Here is a 23,476-nt window from a genome sequence, read left to right on the forward strand (position 1 = left end):
CGGTAATAAAACACGCGCATCATTTAATTAAATAAACTTAGGTAAAAAAGTTTGAATTAGAAATAATTAAACAACAATTTATTATTAGAACCAAAATGGTATATGGTATTATACTTTTATTTTGAAGTTTTAAAGGCGCCTTTTAAGGCCGTAAATAATATACACCAACAAGCCGGCAAACGGCGCGAATACAATAATTGCCGACCAAAAAAGTTTAATGGGTAAGGCAACATCTTTGCGCCTGGAAAGCGTGATCAATACCACAGTGAGTACTACCACCCAAACCAATAAAGCAATAATAAATATGTTAAAAAACACCGAAGAGAAACTGATTTGCATAATGACTATTTTTGCTTTTTCGATGCCATTTTTATGCCACAATTGCGTTTAGATATTATATTGTAAGTACAGTAATGGAAGCGGATAAGTATTGACTTACAGGAACAGTTATTTATGCGTTACGCACTATTTAAAAATTGTGAAACCAAGTTTGCCAAACATTGCGTAATTTAACTGCGTTAAACGTTTATGCTTAAAAAAATACTGTTATTATCAATTAAAAGGCACCCTTTAGCCGTAGCCCTGTATGTGGTATATTTATGTATTTGGTTAGGGATGTGCTACTTAACCTATTACTTTTTAATACAGGGTGATGATGATGTTATACAAGGCATTCTTTTTTACTGGTGCATGTGTTTATGCATACCGTATTTGATAGTGAACATTATACTATCATACCATAGCTTAAAATTCCGGAGGTTTTATAACAACATGAGTAATTTGATATTTGTGCCAATAGGTATGCTCATTTTGGTGTGGATTGAGCACGGAATGATCGCTTATTTTAATAAGGGCGTATAAGTTTTCGGGGCAGCGACCTAATCTCTCAATTTATCACTAAAGTGTATTTACCAGAAAAGCTTGACGGAGTAGCAGCATTCAACATAACATTGTAGTTAAATGTACCTATATCATTAATAAGTGGTACAAGGTATTTGAGCGATATGGCTAACTCATAAGTGTATTTTTTTTGATATGATAACGCTGCGGCTTCGATGCCAAGGTTGTTGGTAGTTGAAATCAATGAATCGGGTGTTGCTTTAATCCCGGTTACTTTAATTTGCTGGATATTGTTTAAAGGATAGGTTATGATGAGGGGTACCGAACCACCGCCCTTACCGTCACCTTTGATGGTTAAGGTGATACCGCTGTTTATTATTCTTTCTATTATAGCGGTATCGGCAACCTGTATGGTTAGGTATAATTTTTCGTTATCATTAGCCATGGTGTAATACATGGAGGCAGCCTTGTTATAGGCCTCAAACTTACTACCCCACTCTGTAGCTTTACCATCGGTTTTTACTTGCGGAGGGGCCAGCACACCTACGGTTTGCACATTAGGCAACTGTTGCGCTTTGACCGGTGGGCTGGTAGCCGTAAGTAAACAGGCAATAGGTAATACAGGAATATAGTTAAGGTTGAGGTTTTTCATGCACTAAATTTAGCACGAGTAAACCTCAACCGTTTATTGTTTAACTTATTTTAACACAAAGTGTTAAATACCTTTTTGGGGTACCTGGCTCATATCCATATAAAGTACGTTCCAGCTATGTCCATCCGGATCGGCAAACATGCAACCGTACATCCAGCCTTGCATTGGGCCTGGTTTATGGTTGCTGCTACCACCTGCATCAATTGCACGTTGTGCCATTTCATCAACCTCTTCTTTGTTTTGCGCATCGATAGAGAGTATTACTTCGGTGCCCTTTTGGGTGTCCGAAATTGAGTTGCTGATGTATTGCTTAAATTGTGGTTCTTCACACAACATTACAACCGTGTTCTTTTCGCCAACAAGCAAGGCGGCCATATTATCGTTTTCGCCAAAGCGAGGGTTAAATTTGAAACCCATTTGAGTAAAAAACGCCCTTGAGGTTTTAACATTCTTAACCGGTAGGCTAAGCCAAAAATCTTTTGCCATGATATTTAAGTTTGATTTGATCGCCTACTCTTTTATAGGATTTTCGGGTACTCCTTTATACTAATCTTTTTTATGACGCTAATATTTCATCCAGTTTGGCAAAGCCTTCGGTGAGGCCATATTCCATTCCTGAACTGATCATGCCATCCCTATCGGCTACAGATTTATATACTGATTGGATGGTAAGTTTGGTACGGCCATTAGGCAATTCTTCAAATATGGCGGTATCTAAAGATACGTGCCCTTTGGTTGGCATACCCTCAAACTCGAAGGTTTGGATGAGCATTTCGGGCGCTTGCATTGTGTGGATCACGCCGTGAAAGCAATATTCATTTCCTTTTGGGTCGGTATGAATGTAACGGTATGCACCACCGTTTTTGGGTTCGTAATAATCAATAGCCATGGTGTAACCATTGGGGCCGAGCCATTTGATGAGCAGATCCGGATCGGTGTAGGCTTTGAATACCATATCGCGCGGGGCTTCAAATTCGCGCACGATGAACAGCTCCTGCTTGCCTGGCTCGGCAGTAAGCTTGAGTTTTTTTTCTGTTGTCATTTTTTACTTTTTTTATCGGTTTTCATTTGGTTTAGTACATCGTCAAGCCTATCGAAACGTTGTTCCCACATTTGGATAAAGGGTTGCATCCAATCGGCAACTTCGGTAAGTGGCTTCAGCTCTACTTCGCAATAACGCTCGCGCCCTTGTTGTTTAATATTGAGCAAACCGCATTCCATCAGTATTTTAATGTGTTGGGATATTGCGGGGCGGCTCATCTCAAAATTATCGGCAATAGCGTTCAAATTCATCCGCTCGCGGGCCACCAGGCCCATTATTTGTCTGCGGGTTGGATCGGCTATTGCCTGGAAAACATCTCGTCGTGCCTGTATTGCCATTTTATGTAAGTGAATGCTTACAAATATATATGTAAGCATTCACTTACGCAATAGTTTGATAAAAAAAAGTTTAATAAAGAATGAACATGAGCAAACTCATTACTATCATCAAGCCATCTTCAATAATGGTTACGGTGCTCATTGGCAAGTTAAAAACAGCCCCAAGACAAGCGCAACGTATTTTTTGTTTATTCAATACGCTTTGTAATACGCCTGCCAAACTTACCGTCATCACCAAAAATGCAATAGCACTGGTAATTTTCGGCAACAAGTTAAACGCGTAGGCCAAACCAAGGACAAGTTCAACAAAGGCATAGATGTAGCCCCAGGCCTTTATCCGGCGGGCAATAATATCATACATAGCGTAGCTATCGGCAAAGCCTTGCAGATCGAGCATCTTAAAAAACGAGAAAGTCAAAAAGAAACCGCTCATAAATACCCGCATCATTACCATCGGGCTAAAGCCATTTGATTGATGTCCGGCAATTAGCGTTATGCCCAATATGTAAGCAAAAATGAGCAGAATGGGCCGGTATGTTTGCAGCCATGTTCTGTTATCCGTATCATCCATTATAGATGTAGCCGGAAATGTATGCGCTTCGGTTAACTGGTATTTAGGATAAGCCTCTAATGCTTTTTGCAATACATCTGTCGGGATATGCTGTTCCATTGTAATATCGGCCGTACCTTCGGCTAACGATATATCCACATTTTTAACTCCTTTGATCTGCGAAAGCAGGGATTGCACTTTAGCCTGGCAGCCAGAACAGGTCATGCCGCTAATTTGATAAGTATGTATCATGATCTTTTAAATTTTATGATACAAATTTACCCTTGAGAACAGCCCTGAATGTTACGGAATTATGGTAGTGATTTATAAGATTTACAGGTCTTCGAGGTTTGTTCGCTTTTTACCTTGCATGTTTTTAAAGGCCGAAGGCGTTATGCCGGTGACTTGCTTAAATTGATTGGAAAGATAAGCTACACTGCTATAATTTAACTGATATGCAATTTCGGATAAGCTTAATTGATTGTAAACTAATAGTTCTTTTACTCTTTCGGTTTTCTGCGCGATGAAGTATTTCTCAATAGTGGTTCCTTCTACCGTAGAGAAAAGGTTACTTAAATAACCATAATCGTGCTTTAACTTATCAGCCAATACTACAGATAGCTTAAGTGGTTGCGTGTTGTTTGGGTAATGCACCATTGCTATGATCTGTGATTTGATCTGCCCGATCAGTTTGCTTTTCTGATCGTCAATTAACTCAAAACCCAATTTATTTAAGCCTGTGGATAATTGTTCCATTTGCTGTACTGTTGGCTCGCCTTCCACATCAACCTCGCCTAACTCCATGTGCAGTACCTGCAAGTGCGCCTTATTCAACTCGTTTTCCACTGCCATTTTACAGCGACGGCAAACCATATTTTTGATGTACAGTTTCATGCCATTAAGCTCACTTTAACAACACCTTTGTAGCCCCATATCCAAATTTCTCTTTACGGGCATCCATAAAGGTTTGGATGTGCGGGTGTTTGCCCACTATTTTGTGGAGTTCGTTTTTGAGGGTGCCGTTGCCTACGCCGTGTATAAAGGTGATTGATGGCAGTTTGTGAACTATGGCCGCATCCAGTGCTTTACGGAAGGCGGTGAGTTGGATGTTGAGTATTTCGGCGCTGCTTAAAAATTGGTGATCGTCACGTAGTTTTTCGATGTGGAGGTCGATCTCGTGAACTGGTTTTTCTATTTCGCGTTTTTCTTCGGCGGGTTTAAAAAAGCTTTCTTTGAGTTTTTCGGCATCAAGCACCAACTCCGGTTCGTCTAAACGGATGAGCCAGGCTTGTTGCTTAATTAATGGCACTACGGTTTTGGTGCCCGAAAAATCTTTGGCCTTGAAGGTTTCTTTTAGAATTAAAGGCTGGTTGATCGCGATGTTTTGGGTAGTGTAAAAAACGACCTGAAAATTAAATACCGGCCATAATTGAATATCCTGCAAAGGGGCTGAAAAAATTTTAGTGGCCGATTTTGGGGCTATGATGCCTGCGTATTCGCCTTTAAACTTGTATAGTTTTTCGGTAGTTAGGGCGGTTAGGAGTTGGAACGAGGTTTCGTTAACGAGGTAAAAATGAACCACCGATGCGATGCGCTGATCGCTGGCCACGGCGAGATAAATACCGCGGGTATCAAAATCGCCTGTGTTTGCTTTTACTTCGTCAAATGCCTGGCTCTCTACTGCGGTTGATTTGTGGCCATGTACCGTTGTAACCTTGCTGGCCAGAACCGGTATCTCAAAATCATCTTCGCCGGTTACACCAATCATATCATCATCAATGATGGTGGTTACATATCCTTCCATTTTCTCGTCAACAAACCGCACAAAATCGCCTAACTTATACTTCATAACATCGTAAATATGAGGAGGCGAATTTACCGATAATTATTGGGCGATGGGTAGTTTATCAAACGACTAATTATCGGCATTAAATTTTTCTATAGCCTTTAGATATTCTTTTTTAATGAAGGCTTTCATGGCTTTTGGATCATTACTGATCATTTGTTCAAGGGCACGTTCGTCAAAGGTTTGTATGACACCGGTGCCGGTTTGCAAGGCCGAAACACTATAAGAGCCCGCGCCTTCGGAAAGGAATGAGTAGGCATTGATCTTTCCGCTCACTATTTTGAACAGCCAGCAGCTATCGGTAGCAATACCTATTATTTGCTTGCTACCATCCTCGCGGCTAATGCGGCGGGTTTGGCTGCAATATATTTTTTTCTGATCGTCCATTACGTAGCTCCTATTATTCGCACTATCGGCGTATAGCTTGGAGTGTACCTCACGGGTGGAGTTATCTTTCATGGTGAGGGTGAAGGTATACCTGGCGTTTTTGAGGTTGCTTAACCGATAGGCCCAATTGCCGCGTTCCAGTTCAAGATTAACTGTTTCGTGGCCACCCATTTTGCTATAATCGCCAATGTAGGTAGCTCCCACGCCTGCCTGAGCCTTTGCCTTGTTACCAAATGCAAACACGATGAGTATGATGGTAATTGAACTGTATAATTTTTGCATCCTGATCAAATTGCTATCGCAAGATAATATATTAGCCGTGAAAATGGGTTGCTTATTTAAACCAATGGACAATAAACAGGCATTATTACAGGATTTTGATGATAAGGGCTTCATTATTATTGAGGATGTATATACTCATCAGGAAATTGAACAGCTATTAACAGCCATCAATAGTATACCTGTTAATGGTAGTACTTTCCGCAAAACGAATAATCTGTTTGCTATTCGCCAGTTTTTGAATGAGGTGCCGGTGAGCCGACCATTGATATTTAACGATAAACTGAAAGGCATTATTAAGCAATTATTGGGTGATGATTTTTTCGCCACCAAAGCCATTTATTTTGATAAACCGCCACAATCGAACTGGTTTGTTGCTTATCATCAAGATCTGACCATTTCTGTAAATAAGCGTGTTGATATTAATGGTTATGGGCCCTGGACGGTAAAACAAAACCAGTTTGCGGTACAGCCACCTATCGGAATACTCGAGAACAACTTTACCATTCGGATACACCTGGATGATACGGATGAAAACAATGGCGCGTTAAAAGTTATATCCGGCTCAAACCGAAAAGGCATTTATCGCGCCGAAACAATAGATTGGGATACAGAAACTGAAGTATTTTGTCCGGTTAAAAAAGGCGGTATCATGTTGATGCGGCCCTTGCTTTTGCACGCATCGAACCGTAGTACCAATAATCTATCCAGACGGGTTATTCATATTGAGTTTAGCAATAGTGAGCTTCCGGCAGAAATTGCGTGGTCTGAAAAATATAATTACCATGAAACCCATTAAAATCCTCGCCATATCGGGCAGTTTACGGCCCAAGTCGTCTAACAGTTCTATCATCAATAAAATAACTGAGATGGCTGACGGTAGCATTTCGTTTGACATTTATGATGGACTGGCTGATCTGCCACACTTTAATCCTGATCTGGATGATGACACCCCTCCTTCCACAGTGATAGCCTGGCGTGATCAATTGAAGAATGCCGACGCGGTATTGATCTGTACGCCTGAATATGCTTTTGGTGTGCCGGGATCGTTAAAGAATGCTTTGGACTGGACGGTTTCGTCGGGAGAGTTTGTGGATAAGCCTATGGCTTTGATCACGGCATCCAGCGTAGGTAGTAACGGGCATGCGGCTTTGTTATTAACCTTGGAAGCGATATCGGCCAATGTGCCGGGGGATGCTCAATTACTGATTCCTTTTGTACGTACTAAAGTTAATAGCGACGGGAGTATTACCGATGCGGAAGTTTTAGCATCGTTACAAAAAGTATTGGATGCGTTGGTGGCTGTTATTATTTAACTTTGCTTAATGGCAGAGCAAACCAATAACCCATTACACGGTAAAACGCTGGAAGCGATATTAACCCACTTGGTTGAGTACCATGGCTGGGAACGGTTGGGCAAGGTGATCAAGATCAATTGTTTTATCAGCGACCCCAGCATTAAATCGAGCCTCAAGTTTTTGCGCAAAACGGATTGGGCGAGAAAGAAGGTGGAAGACCTTTATCTGGAAACGCCACAGAAATAAATCTCTTATTCTAATAGCCCATGTGCCATCCCTTACGTATGTTATAGTAACAAACCTCAATAACTTATTCTGCCAATTTGACAAGTTAGCACTCTTTGGAACGGCCCTTGATAACAGGGTATCAGTACAAATTTTAAACTCAAAAACAGAACATAGTTATGCAAGAAAAAGGAACGATCTCGATACATACCGAGAACATTTTCCCGATCATTAAAAAGTTTTTATACTCTGATCATGAGATATTCCTGCGCGAATTGGTTTCGAACGCGGTGGATGCCACTCAAAAGATCAAACGTTTAGCGGCATTGGGTCAGTACAATGGCGAATTGGGCGATTTACAGGTTGAGGTTGCTTTTGACGAAGCTGCAAAAACCATTACCATTAGCGATAATGGTTTGGGTATGACCGCCGACGAAATTAAGAAATACATTAACCAGATCGCTTTTTCGGGTGCTACGGAATTCATGGAAAAATTCAAGGATGCCAAGGATGCCAACGAAATTATCGGAAGGTTTGGTTTAGGCTTTTACTCGGCCTTTATGGTATCTGACCAGGTTGAGATCCAAACCTTATCGTACCAGGATGGCGCCGAACCTGCCCGTTGGGTATGTGATGGCAGCACCGAATTTGAGATAAGCGAAGGTAGCCGTACAACCCGTGGTACCGATATCATTATGCATATCAACGCAGATGGTGAGGAGTTTTTAGATAAGAGCCGCTTGCAAGGCATCTTAGATAAATACGCTAAATTTTTACCTGTGCCTATTAAGTTTGGTACCACTACCGAGCGTGAGCCTGATGGTGAGGACGAAGAAGGTAAACCAAAATATACCGAAGTTGAGGTTGATAACATTATTAACAATACCAGCCCGATATGGACCAAGGCTCCTGCCGATCTGATCGATCAGGATTATTTGGATTTTTATAAGGAGTTGTATCCATTTTCGGAAGATCCGTTATTCTGGATCCATTTGAATGTTGATTATCCGTTTAATTTGACGGGGGTATTGTACTTCCCGAAAATTAAGAATGACTTTGAGATCCAGAAGAACAAGATCAAATTATACTCGCGCCAGGTATTTATTACCGATGAGGTGAAAGATATTGTTCCGGAGTTTTTGATGTTGCTGCATGGTGTGATCGATTCGCCGGATATTCCGTTGAACGTATCACGTAGCTTTTTACAGGCCGATGGTAATGTGAAAAAGATCAACAACTACATTACCAAAAAAGTTGCTGATAAACTGAGCGAACTGTTTAAAGCCGACCGTAAAGCGTTTGAAGAAAAATGGAGCGACATTGGCTTGTTCGTTAAATACGGTATGATAAGCGAGGACAAGTTTTATGATAAGGCTAAAGACTTTGTTTTGCTTGAGAACACTAAAAAAGAGTTTTTCACTTTAGATGAATACAAAACTAAGGTAGCGCCAAATCAAACTGATAAAGACGGTACTGAGGTTTATATTTATACCAACGACCCGGCTAAACAAGATACTTTTATCCAGAGCGCCAATAAAAAGGATTATGATGTATTGTTGCTGAACTCGCCTATTGATGGTCACTTTGTGGCTCAGATGGAGCAGAAGTTAGAGAAAACATCCATCAAACGTGTTGACGCGGATGTGATCGATAAGATCATCAAGAAAGAAGACGCGCCTGCGCATGTGTTGACGGAAGAGCAATCGGCTACTATCAAAACCATTTTTGACAAGGCGATAACTAAAGCCAACTTTAAGGTTGAAATTGAAAGCCTAAACCCTGACGAGTTACCGGTAACTGTAACTATGGACGAGTTTATGCGCCGCATGAAAGAGATGGCAGCCATGGGTGGTGGCGGCATGAGCTTTTATGGTACTCTGCCGGATAACTACAAGGTATCTATTAATGGTAATCACAAATTGATCAGCCGTATAGCGCAAGCTGAAAGCGAAGAGGAGCAAACTCAATTGGCTAAACAGGCTTTTGATTTGGCTTTATTATCGCAAGGTATGTTGACTGGCCCGGAATTGACGGAGTTTGTTAACAGGAGCGTTAGTTTGATATAATAGTTTTTTATAAGTAAAGAAAGGCCGTTCCGTAGGGGATGGCCTTTTTTATGAGGTGCGACTTGGGATTGAGAGTGGATTTCACAAATCAATTTTGGCTAATCCGGCGGATTTTTCGTATATTGTATGGAACGGTTTGTAATATGAGGTTGCGAATTAGGGTGTGAAATGTTTCTTACTTTATCCCCCTTTGAGGTTTTGTTGATTACAAAACAATAAAGCTGAAAATATTATAACAAATAATGCTATATCAAATGAACGAAACTCAATCTTTACCTTTTGGGCTACAATTTACTGTAGCATTAGCTTCAATATTTTCGGCAGCCGCAGTTATAATTTACATTATTCAAACGATTATGAATGCACGGAATTTTAATAAACAATTTAAAATCAGCGAAGCGCAAACTAAATTAGCTAAAGATCAATTGATTTATCGCAAAAACAGATTCGTTATGCTAATCAAGGATGGCTATCAATTGAATTACAACCTCTTTTGGCAATGGCACAAACCCAGCCTCAGACTCTTCATGCATCAATGAAACCTGGTTTGAAATATCGTGAGATTGGACTTAATACACCTTTAGAAAACACAGGAAATACGCCGATAAAAATCGAATTTAAAAGTTTCATTTTGCGATTTAATGGGGTTGAATATTACAAACGCGATACCTCAACTAATAAAAAAGGAATCTATCCACCAATTATTTTATATCCTAAACAAAAGATTCCGCATTCATATGGTGGCTTAACCTTTGATGCAAAATCAACAAGTTTAACATCACCAGAAATAAATAATTTAAATGTAACAGCAGAGTTTGAAATACACTACAAAGATTTAAATTATGACCAAATCAAAATTATATATAGAACAGTCAAATTTATCTTAACAGATGTATCCATTGCAGTAATCTATACAAATATTGATGATACTATTCCTGAATAATATTAACGAGTTATAAGATCGATGACTAAATTATTTCTTACTTTCTATATTTCCTAATGATATAGAACTATCTTGTGGTACCCGAAATAAATTCGGGATGACAGATTGAGAGGGTTTGAAATATTCTTACTTTATCCCCCCTTGGATGAGAACGAGAAATTAGGAGGCACCTACGGAGCCAATTTTTTCAATTTATATTTTCTATAAACAGGGTGCTCCTACGGAGCAATGAGTGGTGAAAAAAACCTACTTTATCCCCCCCTTTCGAAACGGAGTAATACCTGTTTGTTTATTTTTTTTTGCGAGGCAACTTATTAGTGTTGTGATTGTTGACTTTATAATAACTTAATCAAATGAAAAATCTGATCAACCATATTACAGCAGTAGCAGCCAGTGAAGGCGAGAATGTTTCGGTAGTAGGCGATACTTACCGGATAGTAATGTCGGGCAGCCAAACAGGCGGCGATTATGCTTTGATTGATATGCTGATACCCCCAAACGGTGGCCCTGGGCCGCATGCACATAAATATATTCAGGAAACGTTTTATGTGCTGGATGGTGAAATTGAAGTGAAGACAAAGGAGAAAACTTATACCGTTACAAAAGGTGGTTGCGTAAACATCCCGAAAGGGGGCCTTGTGCACCAATTCAAAAACGTGAGCGATGAGGTTGCGCATATGCTTTGTGTAGTTACACCGGCGGGTATGGAGGATATGTTTAAGGCAATTGGAGTACCTGTTGAGCCGGGTAAATTTTTACCGCCACCCGAGATGACTGCTGAGAAGTTGGGAAAATTTAAAGCAATTGCTGAGCAGTACGGACAAGAGTTGTTTCCGCCTGATTATTTCGGTTAGTTAATAGATTTTGCACCAGGAGAAACAGCGCGCTATATGGACAGATTATTTGATAATGAGGCTGCTTTTTTGTATATTGTATAGAATGTGCTTGTAACACGAGGTACAGAATGAAGGGTGAAATATTTCTTACTTTATCCCCCTAAATAGAATCAAGAGTTAATATGCAGCAATCAAAATTTGAAAAAAACCTACTTTATCCCCCCTTTGCAGATGGAGCAGGCCTTATGTTAAATTGGCTTACGTGCGGTTGCTTCGTTCCCTGTCTGCCGACAGGCAGGCTCGCAATGACATAGTTCTTAGTTTGAAAAATCCTACTTTATCCCCCCTGCGATCAAAGATCAATGTCACATTTTAGAGATACAGCATACTACAGGACGGTTTGTTGTTTGGGTATAATATCTTTGTGGTATAATGCGATTCTTCGCATTGTGAACCTATATTACTACCCTAAATGAAGAAATTACTTATACTTTTTGTTGGCGGTTGCTTTGGCATTAATGCCGCAATGGCCCAAACTGCAAAAACCGCTACTCCGGTATGGCCAACGGTTACCAAAGAAATGCGCCCCTGGACACGCTGGTGGTGGATGGGTAACGCGGTTGATGATAAAAACACAGCGCGTTTATTGGAAACCTACAATAAGGCCGGCTTTGGCGGGGTTGAGGTAACACCTATTTACGGAGCCATTGGTTATGAGAGCCGGTATCTGCAATTCTTATCCCCGCAATGGATGAGCGCGTTGGAGTTTACCGTTGGCAAGGCTAAAACTTTGGGTATGGGTGTGGATATGAACACCGGTACAGGCTGGCCATTTGGCGGTCCGCAGATCAAGAGTGAGAACGCAGCGGCTAAATTGATCGTTCAAAACTATAAGGTAGCGGCAGGGCAGGCACTTGCTGAGAAGATATATGTTAAAGATGCCAAGCAAAAGAGTGCTCCTTTGCAGGCTGTTACCGCTTATGGTGAGCATGGTGAGGTGATAAACATCACCGATAAGGTTACAAGTGGTGGCACTTTAAACTGGAAGCCTGAAAAAGGTAACTGGGATATTTATGTGGCCTTTAGCGGAAAAACCTTGCAGCAGGTTAAACGCGCCGCGCCGGGTGGCGAGGGTAATGTGATGGATCATTTATCAAAAGATGCGGTTAACATTTATTTAAAGCGTTTTGATGATGCTTTTAAGGGCAAGCCGCCGGGAGTTGGTTCGTACTTTAATGATAGTTATGAAGTTTATGGAGCAAGCTGGTCGCCGGTTTTGTTTGATGAGTTTCAGAAACTACGCGGGTATGATTTACGCCTGCATTTACGTGAGTTAGTGAGCAGCGATAATACTGAGGCTGTTGCCCGCGTAAAGAGTGATTACCGCGAAACCATGAGCCAGATGTTGCTGGATAATTTCACGTTGAACTGGACAGCCTGGGCGCATAAAAACCATAGTTTAACCCGTAACCAATCGCATGGTTCGCCGGGTAATTTATTGGATCTATATGGTGCTGTTGATATACCGGAGTGCGAAACCTTTGGATCGAGCAAGTTTGATATTCCGGGTTTACGCCGCGATAGCGCGGATGTGAGGAACGTTGATCCTGACCCGATCATGCTAAAATTCGCGCCATCGGCAGCGCATGTTACCGGGAAGCCTTATGCTACATCGGAGACATTTACCTGGCTGGCAGAGCATTTTAAGGGTTCGTTATCGCAAACCAAACCTGAGTTAGAGCAAGTGTTTTTATCGGGCGTGACCCATGTTTATTTTCATGGCACTACTTACTCGCCTGATGATATCGCGTTCCCGGGGTGGTTATTTTATGCATCGACCAATTTTGTACCTGATAATAGCTGGTGGGGACATTTGAATGGTTTGAATACTTACATTGCCCGCTGCCAATCGGTTTTACAGGCAGGAAAACCGGACAATGAGATTATTATGTACTGGCCAATTTATGATGCCTGGAGTGCTACCAAAGGCCTGGAAATGGATATGGCCATACACGGTATTAACGATTGGCTGCGCCCTACGGCTTTCTACAAAACGGCCAATGCTTTGCAGAAGAGCGGGTACTCGTTGGACTTTATCTCTGATAAAGCGATAGCGGGTTCGAGCGTGGTTAATGGCGAGATAAGCACAGCCGCAAATGCGGAAACCAGGAAGGTTTTAATTGTGCCTGCATGTAAATATATACCTTTGGCTACTTTGCAAAACATCATCCAGTTAGCTAAGAATGGAGCGACGGTTATCTTCCAGAAATTGCCTGAAGATGTGCCGGGGCTGAATGACCTCGCCAACAGGCAACAAGGCTTAAAGGGCATTTTGGCTGCATTAAGCTTTACAGATGCAGGTAATGGGGTTAAAAAATCGGTTACAGGTAAAGGATTGATCTTATTAGCCGATGATGTGCAAAAGGCTTTGGAATATAGGAATATAACTGGCGAGGCTTTGGTAAATACGGGGTTGAAATTTATCCGTAGAGAGATAGCTGGCGGCAAGTACTACTACATTGTTAACCACACGGCTAAGACTATTGACACAGATTTGCCTTTGAATATACAGGCCCATACAGTTATGTTGATGGATCCGCAAAGCGGTAGTTATGGTGTTCCGGCATCAAGTAATGTTAATGGCAAAACTAAGGTGAGGGTTCAGTTGCAATCGGGCGAAGCCTTAATTATTAAGGCGACCAACAATATTGCTCCACAGAGCGCCAAATGGAAGTATATTGAAAAAACAGAAGCGCCGATTGTTGTTGGGAAGGAATGGGTTTTGCACTTTACTAAAGGTGGACCGGAGTTACCTGCTGATCAAACTTTGACCGCGCTTACATCATGGACTAATTCGCCTGATGCTAAAACGCAATCCTTTTCGGGAAGTGGTGAGTATAGTACTACATTTGAGATACCCGCCACTAAAGCGAGTGAGTATATATTGAACTTAGGCAAGGTTTGTGAAAGCGCCCATGTTTATATTAATGGTGAGGATGCTGGTATATTTTGGAGCATACCGTTTAGTGCCAGGGTTGGGCAATATTTAAAGCCCGGAAAGAACACCATCAAAATTGAGGTTGATAATTTGATGGCAAACCGCATCAGATACATGGACCAGAACGGCCTGCAATGGCGCAAGTATCACGAGATCAATTTTGTGAATATTGATTACAAGCCTTTTGACGCCAGTAAATGGAACGTAATGTCATCAGGATTATTGGGCCCGGTTACTTTGACACCGGTAGACTAAGGAGAATAAAAAAAGCCTCCCGATTCAACATCGTGAGGCTTTTGCTTTTTAGCGGAAGCTCTTTTGGCCTGAGCCTCCTGAACGTTTGAAACCACCACCAGCACCGCCGGTTTTTGGTTTGTCGTCTGCCTCGGCTACAGAAATTCTGCGACCGTAGTAATCGGCTCCGTCCATATTAACAATGGCTTCTTTAGCTTCATCATCGTTAGTCATTTCAACAAAACCAAAGCCTTTGCTTTGTCCTGTTTCACGATCTTTAACAATACGTAGTGATTTTACATGCCCAAAATCTCCGAAAACAGCGGTTAGTTCTTCTTCCCCAACCTGGAATGGTAGTCCTGCAATAAATATCTTCATTAAATCCTTAAAGTTTTTTACAAAGATACAGATAACGGGGCGGGCAATTGCCACAGCAGTGTTATTATCGGTAACAATGTTGTGGGTAAGACTGACGGAAATGTCAGTTCGATTAGAATAAGCCTAACTGCCCATTGTCATCAATATCCAACTCATCCGGATTAGTTATCTCGAAGTCTATCTTTTTAACGGGTTTAACTTCGGGAGCAGGTAGCGTTGGTTTTTCTTTTACCAGCGGTTTAGCTTCTTCTGCCTTCTCTTCAATCGCCGGCAGTTTTGGCTCTTCCTTTTTTGCTTCAATTACCGGTGGAACCGGTTTTTCTATAACAGGCACCTTAACTTGTTCTTTCTTTTCTTCTATTACCGGTGGTGCTGGCTTACTTTCTTCAATTGCCGCATCATCATCATCACCCGTGATCTCCTTTTCGGCTTCTTCATCGGCTTGCTCGGCAGCTATTACTTCGCTTAGCGGGGTTTCGGCTACCGGATCTGGTACGTCTTCCTCATCGTCGTGCTCGGTTATCAGGACTATCTTTTTCACCTCGTGAGGTGTTAAGCGGTTACCCTGGGCCTTCATACCTTTCACATCAATGGCATCAGCAAGGTTGATCTCGATGGTTTCTGGTATTGATGATTTGCCTTTCAACTGCTCAACAGTTACAACGGGTTGCGCGGCAGAGGATATCAAGGTAAGCTTTGAACCGTTCTCGTCGCTGATGATGCTGGTTGGCTTGCCTATCGCTATGTGCTCAAATGAAAAACGCTTAACGTAGTAGTTTTTTGATTTGCCTTCGAAATGAATAACCGAGTACACCTGTTCAGGGTTGTACTTTTCTATGCGGATCATTTTATCATCAAAGTGATTGCTCAGATCGAAACTGGTGAGTTCGTAGATACCTGTGTTGAGTACGGTAAGTATCTTATCATCGCCATCAAATTCGCCTAAGTATTTACCGCGGGCATCAACGTTAAGGCGTTTCAGGATATCATCATACCAGATCTTCCGTCCCGCTAAGGTTGAAATACCCTTTGATTTTAGGATGATCTTTTTAACCGGGTATTTGGTAATGATATTACCCATTGACGAACGTCCTTTAATGGCGATCTCGGCAAAATCCTGGTCGAAAACGAGTTTCTTTAATTTGGAATGTGGCTTTAGTGATACGTTTATGATCTCAGCTTCTCCGTTAGGGTTAGCGCTAAAGTATAATGTTCTTGAGCCTTTGGTGCCTTTGGTTAAATCATATTCCTTATCGCGGGTAACGCCTAATACCGAGAAACGTTTGATGTATGCTGTACCATTCGGGCCATCTTTATAGATCATGTTATAAACGGTACGCTCATCGTTCTTTTTGAATACGCCTACGTGGATGATCTCTTTACCGACGAAAACCTTATCCTGAACTTTGGTAACCAAACATTTCCCGTCTTCGCGGAAAACGATGATCTCGTCCAGATCCGAGCAATCGCAAACAAACTCGTCTTTCTTTAAACCAGACCCTATGAAACCATCGGTGCGGTTTACATACAGCTTAACATTGGCTAAAGCAACCTGCGAGGCTTCTACCCTATCAAATGTTCTTAACTCGGTTTTACGACCGCGATCTTTGCCATACTTGTCCTTTAGTTTTTGGAACCAGGCTATGGCGTAATCGTTCAAGTGTTTGAGGTGATGGTTAACTTCTTTGATCTCGTTCTCTAAAGTCTTCATCTGCTCATCCGCTTTCTTTACGTCAAAGCGGGTGATGCTACTCATCGGTTTATCAATGAGCTTTTTGTAATCTTCGGGAAGTATGGCACGATAGAAGATCTTAAAGAATGGCTCGAACAAGGTGTTCAATACTTCAACAACACCTTCAAAATTCGCCGAGGTTTCGTAAGCGGGGTTTTTATACATCCCTTCCTGGATGAATATTTTGAGCAATGAGCTAAAGAAGATCTTCTCTTTTAGCTCATTTAACCTGATCTGTAGTTCTTGTTTAAGTAAGTTTTTGGTATGATGCGTACTCTCGGTAAGCATATCGTTCACGCTCATAAAGCGTGGCTTATCATCGTGAATTACGCAGGTGTTTGGTGATATGGATACTTCGCAATCGGTAAAGGCATAAAGCGCATCGATGGTTACATCGGGCGATATACCTGGTGCCAGGTGGATTACGATCTCGACATCCCTGGCGGTATTATCTTCGATCTTTTTGATCTTGATCTTACCCTTATCGTTGGCAGATATTACGCTATCGATCAAACTACCGGTTGTGGTAGTAAACGGAACTTCGGTAATGGTAAGTGTCTTTTTATCCTTTTCGATAATACGGGCACGAACGCGTACCTTTCCGCCACGCTGGCCCTCATTATAGTTGGATGCATCGGCTAAACCGCCTGTCGGGAAATCGGGCAACAGGTTTGGGCGTTCGCCATTTAATACGGCGATGGAGGCATCAATTAGCTCCACAAAGTTGTGGGGTAATATTTTGGTAGCTAAACCTACAGCGATACCTTCGGCACCTTGAGCAAGTAATAAAGGGAACTTGATAGGTAGGGTGATAGGTTCACGGTTACGGCCATCATAGCTGGATTGCCAGATGGTAGTATCGGCATTAAAGGCAACCTCGAGAGCGAATTTAGATAGGCGGGCCTCGATATAACGCGGAGCGGCAGCCGAATCGCCTGTTACCGGATCGCCCCAGTTACCCTGGCATTCTATCATCAGGTTTTTCTGACCTATCTGCACCATAGCATCACCAATAGAGGCGTCCCCGTGAGGGTGATACTTCATGGTGTTACCAATAACATTGGCGGCTTTATTGAAACGCCCGTCGTCCATTTCTTTTAGGGAATGGAGGATACGGCGCTGAACCGGTTTTAAGCCATCGTAAATGTGCGGAACGGCTCGGTCTAGAATTACATAAGATGCATAATCCAGGAACCAGTTTTCGTACAGGCCGTCGAGAGAGGTTATGTTATGTAATTTTTCGTTATCCGGACTTTGTTCTTCGCTCATCAATTAATCAAAAATGCTATGGATGTGTAAAGATAAGTTATAGAGCGTAAATTTTGAATGGAAATTATAAACAAGTTGACATTATTAAGAAATATATCCCATCGATATAATTGCTTCTGATGGTGTTAGTACCGGCAATTTACTTTTCTTAAAATCTTTTGTGTTGCGCATTACAATAAAATCAACATGAGGAACACTAAGCGCACAGTAATATTGAATGGAATCTTCGTAATCTTTAAAATCTGTTTTTAAAGATTGCCATATAATAGAACCTGTTACATCTACTATCTCTGTCATTTCAGCCAGATCCTCCAATAACCTAATGGTGGCAGCATTGGTTAAGGATTGCCTAAGCACATAATAAATATTATTGTACGAAACGGCAGATATATAGATTCTCGCCTTTTCAGCAATGGCGAGATCAAATAGTTTTGCCACATCTAATGAAAATGGCCGCCTGTCTGCTAAAAAATCAATAACAACATTCGTATCCATGAATACATGTTTCATGGCCTACTTGTATTTTTTGAGCAATGCATTTCCAAGCTCTTTTTTATAATCAAAATCGTCGGGTAGTTTAATTACTCCCATCATCTTAGCCACCTTAGGTGAAAGCTTAGAATCTGATTCTTTATGAGCGGATGTTGACCTCAAGTAATTTTCTACAATACCCGATAAGCTTTTTCCTTCTTTACGGGCATATTCCTTGGCAGAATCAATTACTTGATCTTCCATAGTTAATGTAAGCTTCGTTGTCATTACACGTGTGATTTTACAATCAATTATACGTATAATTGATTATAAAATGGGCTATTGCACCATCACCTTATTCAACACCAATTGCCAATCGCGGTAATCAGGCTTAACCGTTTTAAGGGTATTGTTATATTGCGGATTAAAGTACGATGCCAAAGCCAGCGTACGATAGCCATTTTTTGGGTTCCATAGGGTACCTGCTTTGTATTCCGCCTCGCCGTTGTTAGCCCGTTTCAAATCAAAGCTAACAGTTGAGTTTACAAATTCGCCGTGGGTTTTTTCGCCGGTTATGTATGGGATAACCCACTCTACAGATTTTTTGATGGATGCGCCGCTTTCGGATGCGATTGCATAAGCATCAGCACCAGTTGCACGTTTTAACACAATGGCCAAACTTAACAAGGGTTCCAAATCATAAACGTGGTAGTGCAGGGCATCACGCAGTTTAAAATCAATGCTTGAGCCATCGGGCAACAAGTTCTTTTCCAATTGGCGTTTCAGGTCTTCATCCACATACTTTTTGTAGTCAGCATCGTTTATCGCGTAAGCTATCATGCCCACAATTTTAAGGCGGTGCGAATTCCAGTTGTTATAACCCGTGGCTTTATTAAAGTTCTTTTTATGCGTTGCTATTTCGGCATCGGCGGTTTGCTTAAACCATTTTATAATCAAATCATTATCGTTTGGTTTAAGTTTGGTTTTAACCATGTCATAAGCTTCAATAGCAGGCTCCAGGTTGGTATCATCAATCGGGTCGCCACGGCCAATGTTTATTTTTGCCCAGGCTGTTAAGTACGATGCCAAATTTGACAGGTAATTTTTTTCGCCATCAATACGGTAAGTAATGGCCAGGGCATACATTTTACGCATATCGCGCAAAGCTAATGCCGTAGCTTCCTTTTTAGGGTTTCCTTTTAGTAAACCCTCGCTGCGGATGGTATCTATTGGAGCTGGGTTCACGTTAACGGCAACATCGGCTATAGCCTGATAGTCGTTATACATCTTTTTAACATCAGCATCTTTAGCGATCAGATCTTTGAGATTTTGGATCTCTTTATCATTCAAACCAACATACTGCGCCTTAACAGATGCAGATAATAACACCAAAGCAACAAAGAATATTTTTCTCATATATAACCGGTTTATGGTGATGGTTAGAAGGGCAATTTGCCCAATGGTTTAACGAGCCTAATATAAAAGATTATCGTAAGGATAGCGCTCGGTATGGATAGCTTTTGTACGCTCATAAACCAAGGCCCTAAACTCGTCAATATTCTCCTTATTCAATGCTGAGATAAATATAGCAGGGCTATTATTTTTAGCCATCCAGCTATGTTTAAAATCATCCAAGGTCATTTTCAACTCAGGCTCCGATGGCGTTACCGGAATAGGCTTATAGGCATCTATCTTATTGAACACCGTGATCACCGGTTTATCAATAGCGCCAATTTCTTTTAAGGTTTCGTTAACGGTTTTGATCTGATCTTCAAAATTTGGGTGCGATACATCAACCACATGTAATAGAATATCAGCTTCACGAACCTCGTCTAAAGTCGATTTAAAGCACTCTACCAAACTATGTGGTAGTTTGCGAATGAACCCTACAGTATCTGATAGCAGGAAGGGCAGATTTTCGATCACCACTTTACGTACCGTAGTATCCAGCGTTGCAAACAGCTTATTCTCGGCAAATACCTCCGATTTGGAGATCATATTCATGATGGTTGATTTACCTACGTTGGTGTATCCTACCAAAGCCACCCTAATTAACTGACCACGGTTTTTACGCTGGGTTTCGTTCTGGCGGTCTATCAGCTTCAACTTCTCCTTTAACAGGGATATTTTATTGAGGATGATACGCCTGTCCGTTTCTATTTGCGATTCACCGGGGCCGCGCATACCGATACCACCTTTTTGGCGCTCTAAGTGAGTCCACAGCCTGGTTAAGCGGGGCAGCAGGTATTGTAGCTGCGCTAATTCAACCTGACTGCGAGCCTGCGACGTTTGGGCACGGGCGGCGAAGATATCCAGGATCAGATTGTTCCTGTCCAGTATCTTGATCTGTAATTCATTCTCAATATTCCGCAATTGCGATGGCGAAAGGCCATCGTCAAAAACGGCTATGTCAATTTCTTCGGCTCTGATATAGTCTCTGATCTCTTCGAGCTTACCTGTACCCACAAAAGTAGAACGCTCCGGGCGTAGCATTTTTTGGGTAAACGTTTTAACCGTTACACCACCGGCAGTTTGTACTAAAAACTCCAGCTCATCTAAGTATTCTTTGGCTTGTTCGGCAGTTTCGTCGGGTGTAATTACACCTATCAGCACCGCTTTCTCCTGCTTCACAGCAGTATCATAAAATTTTGGCTTCATTCAATATTATTCGTTTACAAAAGTACGCAATTTGATTAACAGCGTATTGGTATGTATTTGTTTTAAGTGTGCGATATTTAAGTACTTTTGCCGCCTCACTAAACTACAACAAAAATGGATGTTAAAGACAGCAACGGAACCTTATTAGCCGATGGCGATTCGGTATTGGTAAACAAAACCCTGAAAGTTAAAGGATCGCAGATCAATTTAAAAATGGGCACCGTGATCAAAAACATCCGTTTAACCGATAGCCCCGATGAGGTAGAGTGCCGCGTTGATAAAAGCGTGATCGTTTTGAAGACGATGTACTTAAAGAAGAAGAATTAACATCAACTGCGCTTATTCTTAATAACCCCAATATCAGAAATAACAAATTTGTCGGTATATATGGGTATTTTCAAAATCAAACCTCCCATTGTAGGGGGGATAAAGTAGGTTTTATTTCAAATAAAATATTCAACCCTTCAAAAATCAAACCTTCAATCATTGAAAGAAGGGGGAAATAGTAAGAGGATTATTCACGCTTCCAATAGTTAACTCCAATGTGATCACTTCTATAAAGATACGAAAAAAACACCAAAAAAGCCAGCGCAATGTATGCGCTGGCTTTTCAAAAGTTCCCCCTTTAGGGGGCGGAGGGGGCTGTGCTTTGTTGTCTACAACTCAAACTTTATCCCCTGCGCCAGCGGCAAAGTGGTAGAGTAATTAATGGTATTCGTTTGCCTGCGCATATAAACCTTCCACGCGTCCGAGCCCGACTCACGCCCACCGCCTGTTTCTTTCTCACCACCAAAAGCTCCGCCAATTTCGGCACCTGAAGTACCGATATTCACATTCGCTATCCCACAATCAGAACCCGCGGCCGATAAAAATGCTTCCGACTCACGCAGGTTATTGGTTACTATAGCCGATGACAAGCCCTGCGGAACACCGTTCTGCAAATCAATAGCCTCGTTCAAGGTATTATATTTGATCAGATATAATATAGGCGCGAATGTTTCATGCTGAACAATGGCGTAATGATTCTCCACCTCGGCAATGCAAGGCTTCACATAACAACCCGATTCATAACCATCGCCATTCAGCACACCGCCTTCAACGGCAAATTTGCCGCCCTGCGCTTTACACTCCTCTATCGATTTTAGGTAGGCCTTAACCGCGTCGGTATCAATCAGCGGCCCAACATGGTTGTTTTCGTCCAGCGGGTTACCAATGCGTAATTGTCCGTAAGCGTTAACTAATTTCTGTTTAAAAGCATCATATATACTGCTATGTATAATTAAGCGACGGGTAGTGGTACAACGCTGCCCGGCAGTACCCACCGCGCCAAATACGGCACCTGTTAAAGCAATATTCAGGTCAGCGTGCTCACTGATGATCACGGCATTGTTGCCACCAAGCTCAAGCAAACTTCTGCCTAACCGGGCACCAACAGCAGCGCTAACCGCCTTACCCATCCGGGTAGAGCCCGTTGCCGATACTAAAGGCACGCGGGTATCATTAGCCATCAGCTCACCAATTACACGGTCGCCAATTACTAAACATGATACACCTTCGGGCACACCATTAGCTTCAAAAACTTTTTGTACAATATGCTGACAGGCAATAGCCGTTAACGGTGTTTTTTCGGACGGTTTCCAAACGCAAACATCACCACAAACCCAGCCCAGCATAGCGTTCCAACTCCAAACCGCTACCGGGAAGTTAAAGGCCGATATAATACCTACTATCCCTAAGGGATGATATTGCTCATACATTCTATGTTGCGGCCTTTCCGAGTGCATCGTTAAACCATATAACTGGCGGCTCAAACCCACCGCGAAATCGCAGATATCGATCATTTCCTGCACCTCGCCGCGGCCTTCCTGCAGGCTTTTACCCATTTCGTAGGATACTAAGTAACCCAGATCATCTTTATGCGCGCGCAACTGGTCGCCAATTTGCCTTACCACATCGCCACGTTTAGGCGCGGGTATAGCCCGCCATGCCTTAAATGCCTCGGTTGCTTTCGCAATCGTTTTGTCATAACATGCGGGTGTGGCCATTTTAACATCGGCAATTTTTTGCCCGTCAACCGGCGATGAAATAGAGCTTACAGCGCAATCAGGCTCGCTTCCCCAGGTTTTACCTATACTAAAAGCTTCGTTTGTAACGTTTATACCTAAATTGCTAAGTATGGTTTGAGTTTTGTTATCCATAGGTTTTAGTAACTTTGTACAAAGTTAAATAAATATACCGGCCCATTTACCCCCACGCAGTGCCAACGGATGTGATATCCGATAAAATTGTTTCCAATTTACTATCAGGCACTTAAATTCAAATTCTATCAAAATTGGGGATATGTGGAAAACTAAATTATTAGCTGGTCGGTTTTATGGTTAATTTAACTCAAACAAAAACGAGTACCCCGATAATTAATTAACGCTAAGCAGAA

26 protein-coding genes are annotated in these 23,476 nt (G+C 41.8%); 10 read left to right on the forward strand and 16 right to left on the reverse strand.

Annotation, left to right across the window (positions count from 1 at the left end):
- Positions 1–129 precede the first annotated feature (129 nt).
- Positions 130–339 (reverse strand): hypothetical protein, encoded by a 210-nt coding sequence (locus ABIN91_RS20320; RefSeq protein ID WP_348053339.1) that lies wholly within the window; start codon positions 337–339, stop codon positions 130–132.
- Positions 340–528: 189 nt separating this feature from the next.
- On the opposite strand from ABIN91_RS20320, the gene ABIN91_RS20325 reads away from it, so the two are divergent.
- Positions 529–861 (forward strand): hypothetical protein, encoded by a 333-nt coding sequence (locus ABIN91_RS20325; RefSeq protein WP_348053341.1) that lies wholly within the window; start codon positions 529–531, stop codon positions 859–861.
- 25 nt (positions 862–886) lie between these two features.
- Here ABIN91_RS20325 and ABIN91_RS20330 read toward each other — a convergent pair whose 3' ends face one another.
- The 8 genes from ABIN91_RS20330 to ABIN91_RS20365 all read right to left on the reverse strand — a co-directional run bounded on the left by ABIN91_RS20330 (position 887) and on the right by ABIN91_RS20365 (position 5,937).
- On the reverse strand, positions 887–1,492 hold the full coding sequence (locus ABIN91_RS20330) for a hypothetical protein (RefSeq protein WP_348053343.1): 606 nt from the start codon (positions 1,490–1,492) through the stop codon (positions 887–889).
- Positions 1,493–1,555: 63 nt separating this feature from the next.
- Positions 1,556–1,978, reverse strand: a complete 423-nt coding sequence (locus ABIN91_RS20335) for a VOC family protein (RefSeq protein WP_348053345.1) — start codon at positions 1,976–1,978, stop codon at positions 1,556–1,558.
- A 70-nt stretch (positions 1,979–2,048) separates the two neighbouring features.
- Entirely contained in the window at positions 2,049–2,534 is a 486-nt protein-coding gene (locus tag ABIN91_RS20340) for an SRPBCC family protein (RefSeq protein ID WP_348053347.1), read from the reverse strand.
- Positions 2,531–2,872, reverse strand: coding sequence for a metalloregulator ArsR/SmtB family transcription factor (locus ABIN91_RS20345; protein ID WP_348053349.1), 342 nt, complete (start codon positions 2,870–2,872; stop codon positions 2,531–2,533). The genes ABIN91_RS20340 and ABIN91_RS20345 overlap by 4 nt, the downstream gene beginning before the upstream one ends.
- 70 nt (positions 2,873–2,942) lie before the next feature.
- Positions 2,943–3,674: a MauE/DoxX family redox-associated membrane protein gene (locus ABIN91_RS20350; protein WP_348053351.1), complete on the reverse strand. Its 732-nt coding sequence runs from the start codon at positions 3,672–3,674 to the stop codon at positions 2,943–2,945.
- Between the two features lie 81 nt (positions 3,675–3,755).
- Positions 3,756–4,316 (reverse strand): AraC family transcriptional regulator, encoded by a 561-nt coding sequence (locus tag ABIN91_RS20355; protein WP_348053353.1) that lies wholly within the window; start codon positions 4,314–4,316, stop codon positions 3,756–3,758.
- Positions 4,317–4,326: 10 nt separating this feature from the next.
- Positions 4,327–5,271, reverse strand: a complete 945-nt coding sequence (locus ABIN91_RS20360; protein WP_348053355.1) for a Smr/MutS family protein — start codon at positions 5,269–5,271, stop codon at positions 4,327–4,329.
- A 66-nt stretch (positions 5,272–5,337) separates the two neighbouring features.
- Complete coding sequence (locus ABIN91_RS20365; RefSeq protein WP_348053357.1) at positions 5,338–5,937, reverse strand: hypothetical protein; 600 nt, start codon at positions 5,935–5,937, stop codon at positions 5,338–5,340.
- A gap of 64 nt (positions 5,938–6,001) precedes the next feature.
- Here ABIN91_RS20365 and ABIN91_RS20370 point away from each other — a divergent pair, with 64 nt between their 5' ends.
- The 8 genes from ABIN91_RS20370 to ABIN91_RS20405 all read left to right on the forward strand — a co-directional run bounded on the left by ABIN91_RS20370 (position 6,002) and on the right by ABIN91_RS20405 (position 14,555).
- Entirely contained in the window at positions 6,002–6,733 is a 732-nt protein-coding gene (locus ABIN91_RS20370) for a phytanoyl-CoA dioxygenase family protein (RefSeq protein WP_348053359.1), read from the forward strand.
- A complete protein-coding gene (locus tag ABIN91_RS20375; RefSeq protein ID WP_348053361.1) occupies positions 6,720–7,250 on the forward strand; it encodes an NAD(P)H-dependent oxidoreductase in 531 nt (176 codons plus the stop codon). The genes ABIN91_RS20370 and ABIN91_RS20375 overlap by 14 nt, the downstream gene beginning before the upstream one ends.
- A gap of 9 nt (positions 7,251–7,259) precedes the next feature.
- Positions 7,260–7,478: a VF530 family protein gene (locus ABIN91_RS20380; RefSeq protein ID WP_348053362.1), complete on the forward strand. Its 219-nt coding sequence runs from the start codon at positions 7,260–7,262 to the stop codon at positions 7,476–7,478.
- Positions 7,479–7,636: 158 nt separating this feature from the next.
- Positions 7,637–9,523 carry a molecular chaperone HtpG gene (htpG, locus tag ABIN91_RS20385; RefSeq protein ID WP_348053364.1) on the forward strand — a complete coding sequence of 629 codons (1,887 nt, stop codon included), beginning with the start codon at positions 7,637–7,639 and terminating at the stop codon, positions 9,521–9,523.
- Between the two features lie 254 nt (positions 9,524–9,777).
- Positions 9,778–10,062 carry a hypothetical protein gene (locus tag ABIN91_RS20390; protein WP_348053366.1) on the forward strand — a complete coding sequence of 95 codons (285 nt, stop codon included), beginning with the start codon at positions 9,778–9,780 and terminating at the stop codon, positions 10,060–10,062.
- On the forward strand, positions 10,023–10,466 hold the full coding sequence (locus ABIN91_RS20395) for a hypothetical protein (protein ID WP_348053368.1): 444 nt from the start codon (positions 10,023–10,025) through the stop codon (positions 10,464–10,466). The genes ABIN91_RS20390 and ABIN91_RS20395 overlap by 40 nt, the downstream gene beginning before the upstream one ends.
- Positions 10,467–10,819: 353 nt before the next feature.
- A complete protein-coding gene (locus ABIN91_RS20400) occupies positions 10,820–11,320 on the forward strand; it encodes a cupin domain-containing protein (protein ID WP_348053370.1) in 501 nt (166 codons plus the stop codon).
- Between the two features lie 454 nt (positions 11,321–11,774).
- On the forward strand, positions 11,775–14,555 hold the full coding sequence (locus tag ABIN91_RS20405; RefSeq protein ID WP_348053372.1) for a glycosyl hydrolase: 2,781 nt from the start codon (positions 11,775–11,777) through the stop codon (positions 14,553–14,555).
- 48 nt (positions 14,556–14,603) lie between these two features.
- Here the strand turns inward: ABIN91_RS20405 and ABIN91_RS20410 are convergent, their stop codons facing one another.
- The 6 genes from ABIN91_RS20410 to hflX form a co-directional block, all read right to left on the reverse strand.
- On the reverse strand, positions 14,604–14,966 hold the full coding sequence (locus ABIN91_RS20410; protein ID WP_348053374.1) for an RNA-binding protein: 363 nt from the start codon (positions 14,964–14,966) through the stop codon (positions 14,604–14,606).
- Between the two features lie 58 nt (positions 14,967–15,024).
- Complete coding sequence (locus ABIN91_RS20415) at positions 15,025–17,913, reverse strand: DNA gyrase/topoisomerase IV subunit A (protein ID WP_348053376.1); 2,889 nt, start codon at positions 17,911–17,913, stop codon at positions 15,025–15,027.
- Positions 17,914–17,997: 84 nt separating this feature from the next.
- On the reverse strand, positions 17,998–18,423 hold the full coding sequence (locus ABIN91_RS20420; protein WP_348053378.1) for a PIN domain-containing protein: 426 nt from the start codon (positions 18,421–18,423) through the stop codon (positions 17,998–18,000).
- A 3-nt stretch (positions 18,424–18,426) separates the two neighbouring features.
- Entirely contained in the window at positions 18,427–18,672 is a 246-nt protein-coding gene (locus ABIN91_RS20425) for a DUF6364 family protein (RefSeq protein WP_348053380.1), read from the reverse strand.
- Between the two features lie 51 nt (positions 18,673–18,723).
- Positions 18,724–19,800: an alginate lyase family protein gene (locus ABIN91_RS20430; RefSeq protein ID WP_348053382.1), complete on the reverse strand. Its 1,077-nt coding sequence runs from the start codon at positions 19,798–19,800 to the stop codon at positions 18,724–18,726.
- Positions 19,801–19,857: 57 nt separating this feature from the next.
- Positions 19,858–21,042 (reverse strand): GTPase HflX, encoded by a 1,185-nt coding sequence (hflX, locus tag ABIN91_RS20435; protein ID WP_348053384.1) that lies wholly within the window; start codon positions 21,040–21,042, stop codon positions 19,858–19,860.
- A 114-nt stretch (positions 21,043–21,156) separates the two neighbouring features.
- Between hflX and ABIN91_RS20440 the strand changes: the two genes are divergently transcribed.
- Positions 21,157–21,369, forward strand: coding sequence for an alkylphosphonate utilization protein (locus tag ABIN91_RS20440; RefSeq protein ID WP_348053386.1), 213 nt, complete (start codon positions 21,157–21,159; stop codon positions 21,367–21,369).
- Positions 21,370–21,698: 329 nt separating this feature from the next.
- On the opposite strand, the gene ABIN91_RS20445 is transcribed toward ABIN91_RS20440, so the two are convergent.
- Entirely contained in the window at positions 21,699–23,240 is a 1,542-nt protein-coding gene (locus tag ABIN91_RS20445) for an aldehyde dehydrogenase family protein (protein ID WP_348053388.1), read from the reverse strand.
- Between the last annotated feature and the right edge of the window lie 236 nt (positions 23,241–23,476).

Origin of the sequence: Mucilaginibacter sp. (assembly GCF_039921305.1) — a bacterium.
GTDB lineage: Bacteria > Bacteroidota > Bacteroidia > Sphingobacteriales > Sphingobacteriaceae > Mucilaginibacter.

Excerpts from the sequence above, each read along its gene's own strand:
- ABIN91_RS20390 (WP_348053366.1), top strand. The coding sequence starts at position 9,778 with ATGAACGAAACTCAATCTTTACCTTTTGGGCTACAATTTACTGTAGCA.
- ABIN91_RS20380 (WP_348053362.1), top strand. The coding sequence starts at position 7,260 with ATGGCAGAGCAAACCAATAACCCATTACACGGTAAAACGCTGGAAGCG.
- ABIN91_RS20400 (WP_348053370.1), top strand. The coding sequence starts at position 10,820 with ATGAAAAATCTGATCAACCATATTACAGCAGTAGCAGCCAGTGAAGGC.
- ABIN91_RS20445 (WP_348053388.1), bottom strand. The coding sequence starts at position 23,240 with ATGGATAACAAAACTCAAACCATACTTAGCAATTTAGGTATAAACGTT.
- ABIN91_RS20340 (WP_348053347.1), bottom strand. The coding sequence starts at position 2,534 with ATGACAACAGAAAAAAAACTCAAGCTTACTGCCGAGCCAGGCAAGCAG.
- ABIN91_RS20365 (WP_348053357.1), bottom strand. The coding sequence starts at position 5,937 with ATGCAAAAATTATACAGTTCAATTACCATCATACTCATCGTGTTTGCA.
- ABIN91_RS20355 (WP_348053353.1), bottom strand. The coding sequence starts at position 4,316 with ATGAAACTGTACATCAAAAATATGGTTTGCCGTCGCTGTAAAATGGCA.
- ABIN91_RS20325 (WP_348053341.1), top strand. The coding sequence starts at position 529 with ATGCTTAAAAAAATACTGTTATTATCAATTAAAAGGCACCCTTTAGCC.
- ABIN91_RS20335 (WP_348053345.1), bottom strand. The coding sequence starts at position 1,978 with ATGGCAAAAGATTTTTGGCTTAGCCTACCGGTTAAGAATGTTAAAACC.
- hflX (WP_348053384.1), bottom strand. The coding sequence starts at position 21,042 with ATGAAGCCAAAATTTTATGATACTGCTGTGAAGCAGGAGAAAGCGGTG.
- ABIN91_RS20430 (WP_348053382.1), bottom strand. The coding sequence starts at position 19,800 with ATGAGAAAAATATTCTTTGTTGCTTTGGTGTTATTATCTGCATCTGTT.
- ABIN91_RS20405 (WP_348053372.1), top strand. The coding sequence starts at position 11,775 with ATGAAGAAATTACTTATACTTTTTGTTGGCGGTTGCTTTGGCATTAAT.
- ABIN91_RS20420 (WP_348053378.1), bottom strand. The coding sequence starts at position 18,423 with ATGAAACATGTATTCATGGATACGAATGTTGTTATTGATTTTTTAGCA.
- ABIN91_RS20395 (WP_348053368.1), top strand. The coding sequence starts at position 10,023 with ATGGCACAAACCCAGCCTCAGACTCTTCATGCATCAATGAAACCTGGT.
- ABIN91_RS20415 (WP_348053376.1), bottom strand. The coding sequence starts at position 17,913 with ATGAGCGAAGAACAAAGTCCGGATAACGAAAAATTACATAACATAACC.
- ABIN91_RS20375 (WP_348053361.1), top strand. The coding sequence starts at position 6,720 with ATGAAACCCATTAAAATCCTCGCCATATCGGGCAGTTTACGGCCCAAG.
- ABIN91_RS20440 (WP_348053386.1), top strand. The coding sequence starts at position 21,157 with ATGGATGTTAAAGACAGCAACGGAACCTTATTAGCCGATGGCGATTCG.
- ABIN91_RS20370 (WP_348053359.1), top strand. The coding sequence starts at position 6,002 with ATGGACAATAAACAGGCATTATTACAGGATTTTGATGATAAGGGCTTC.
- ABIN91_RS20320 (WP_348053339.1), bottom strand. The coding sequence starts at position 339 with ATGCAAATCAGTTTCTCTTCGGTGTTTTTTAACATATTTATTATTGCT.
- ABIN91_RS20350 (WP_348053351.1), bottom strand. The coding sequence starts at position 3,674 with ATGATACATACTTATCAAATTAGCGGCATGACCTGTTCTGGCTGCCAG.
- ABIN91_RS20425 (WP_348053380.1), bottom strand. The coding sequence starts at position 18,672 with ATGACAACGAAGCTTACATTAACTATGGAAGATCAAGTAATTGATTCT.
- htpG (WP_348053364.1), top strand. The coding sequence starts at position 7,637 with ATGCAAGAAAAAGGAACGATCTCGATACATACCGAGAACATTTTCCCG.
- ABIN91_RS20360 (WP_348053355.1), bottom strand. The coding sequence starts at position 5,271 with ATGAAGTATAAGTTAGGCGATTTTGTGCGGTTTGTTGACGAGAAAATG.
- ABIN91_RS20345 (WP_348053349.1), bottom strand. The coding sequence starts at position 2,872 with ATGGCAATACAGGCACGACGAGATGTTTTCCAGGCAATAGCCGATCCA.
- ABIN91_RS20330 (WP_348053343.1), bottom strand. The coding sequence starts at position 1,492 with ATGAAAAACCTCAACCTTAACTATATTCCTGTATTACCTATTGCCTGT.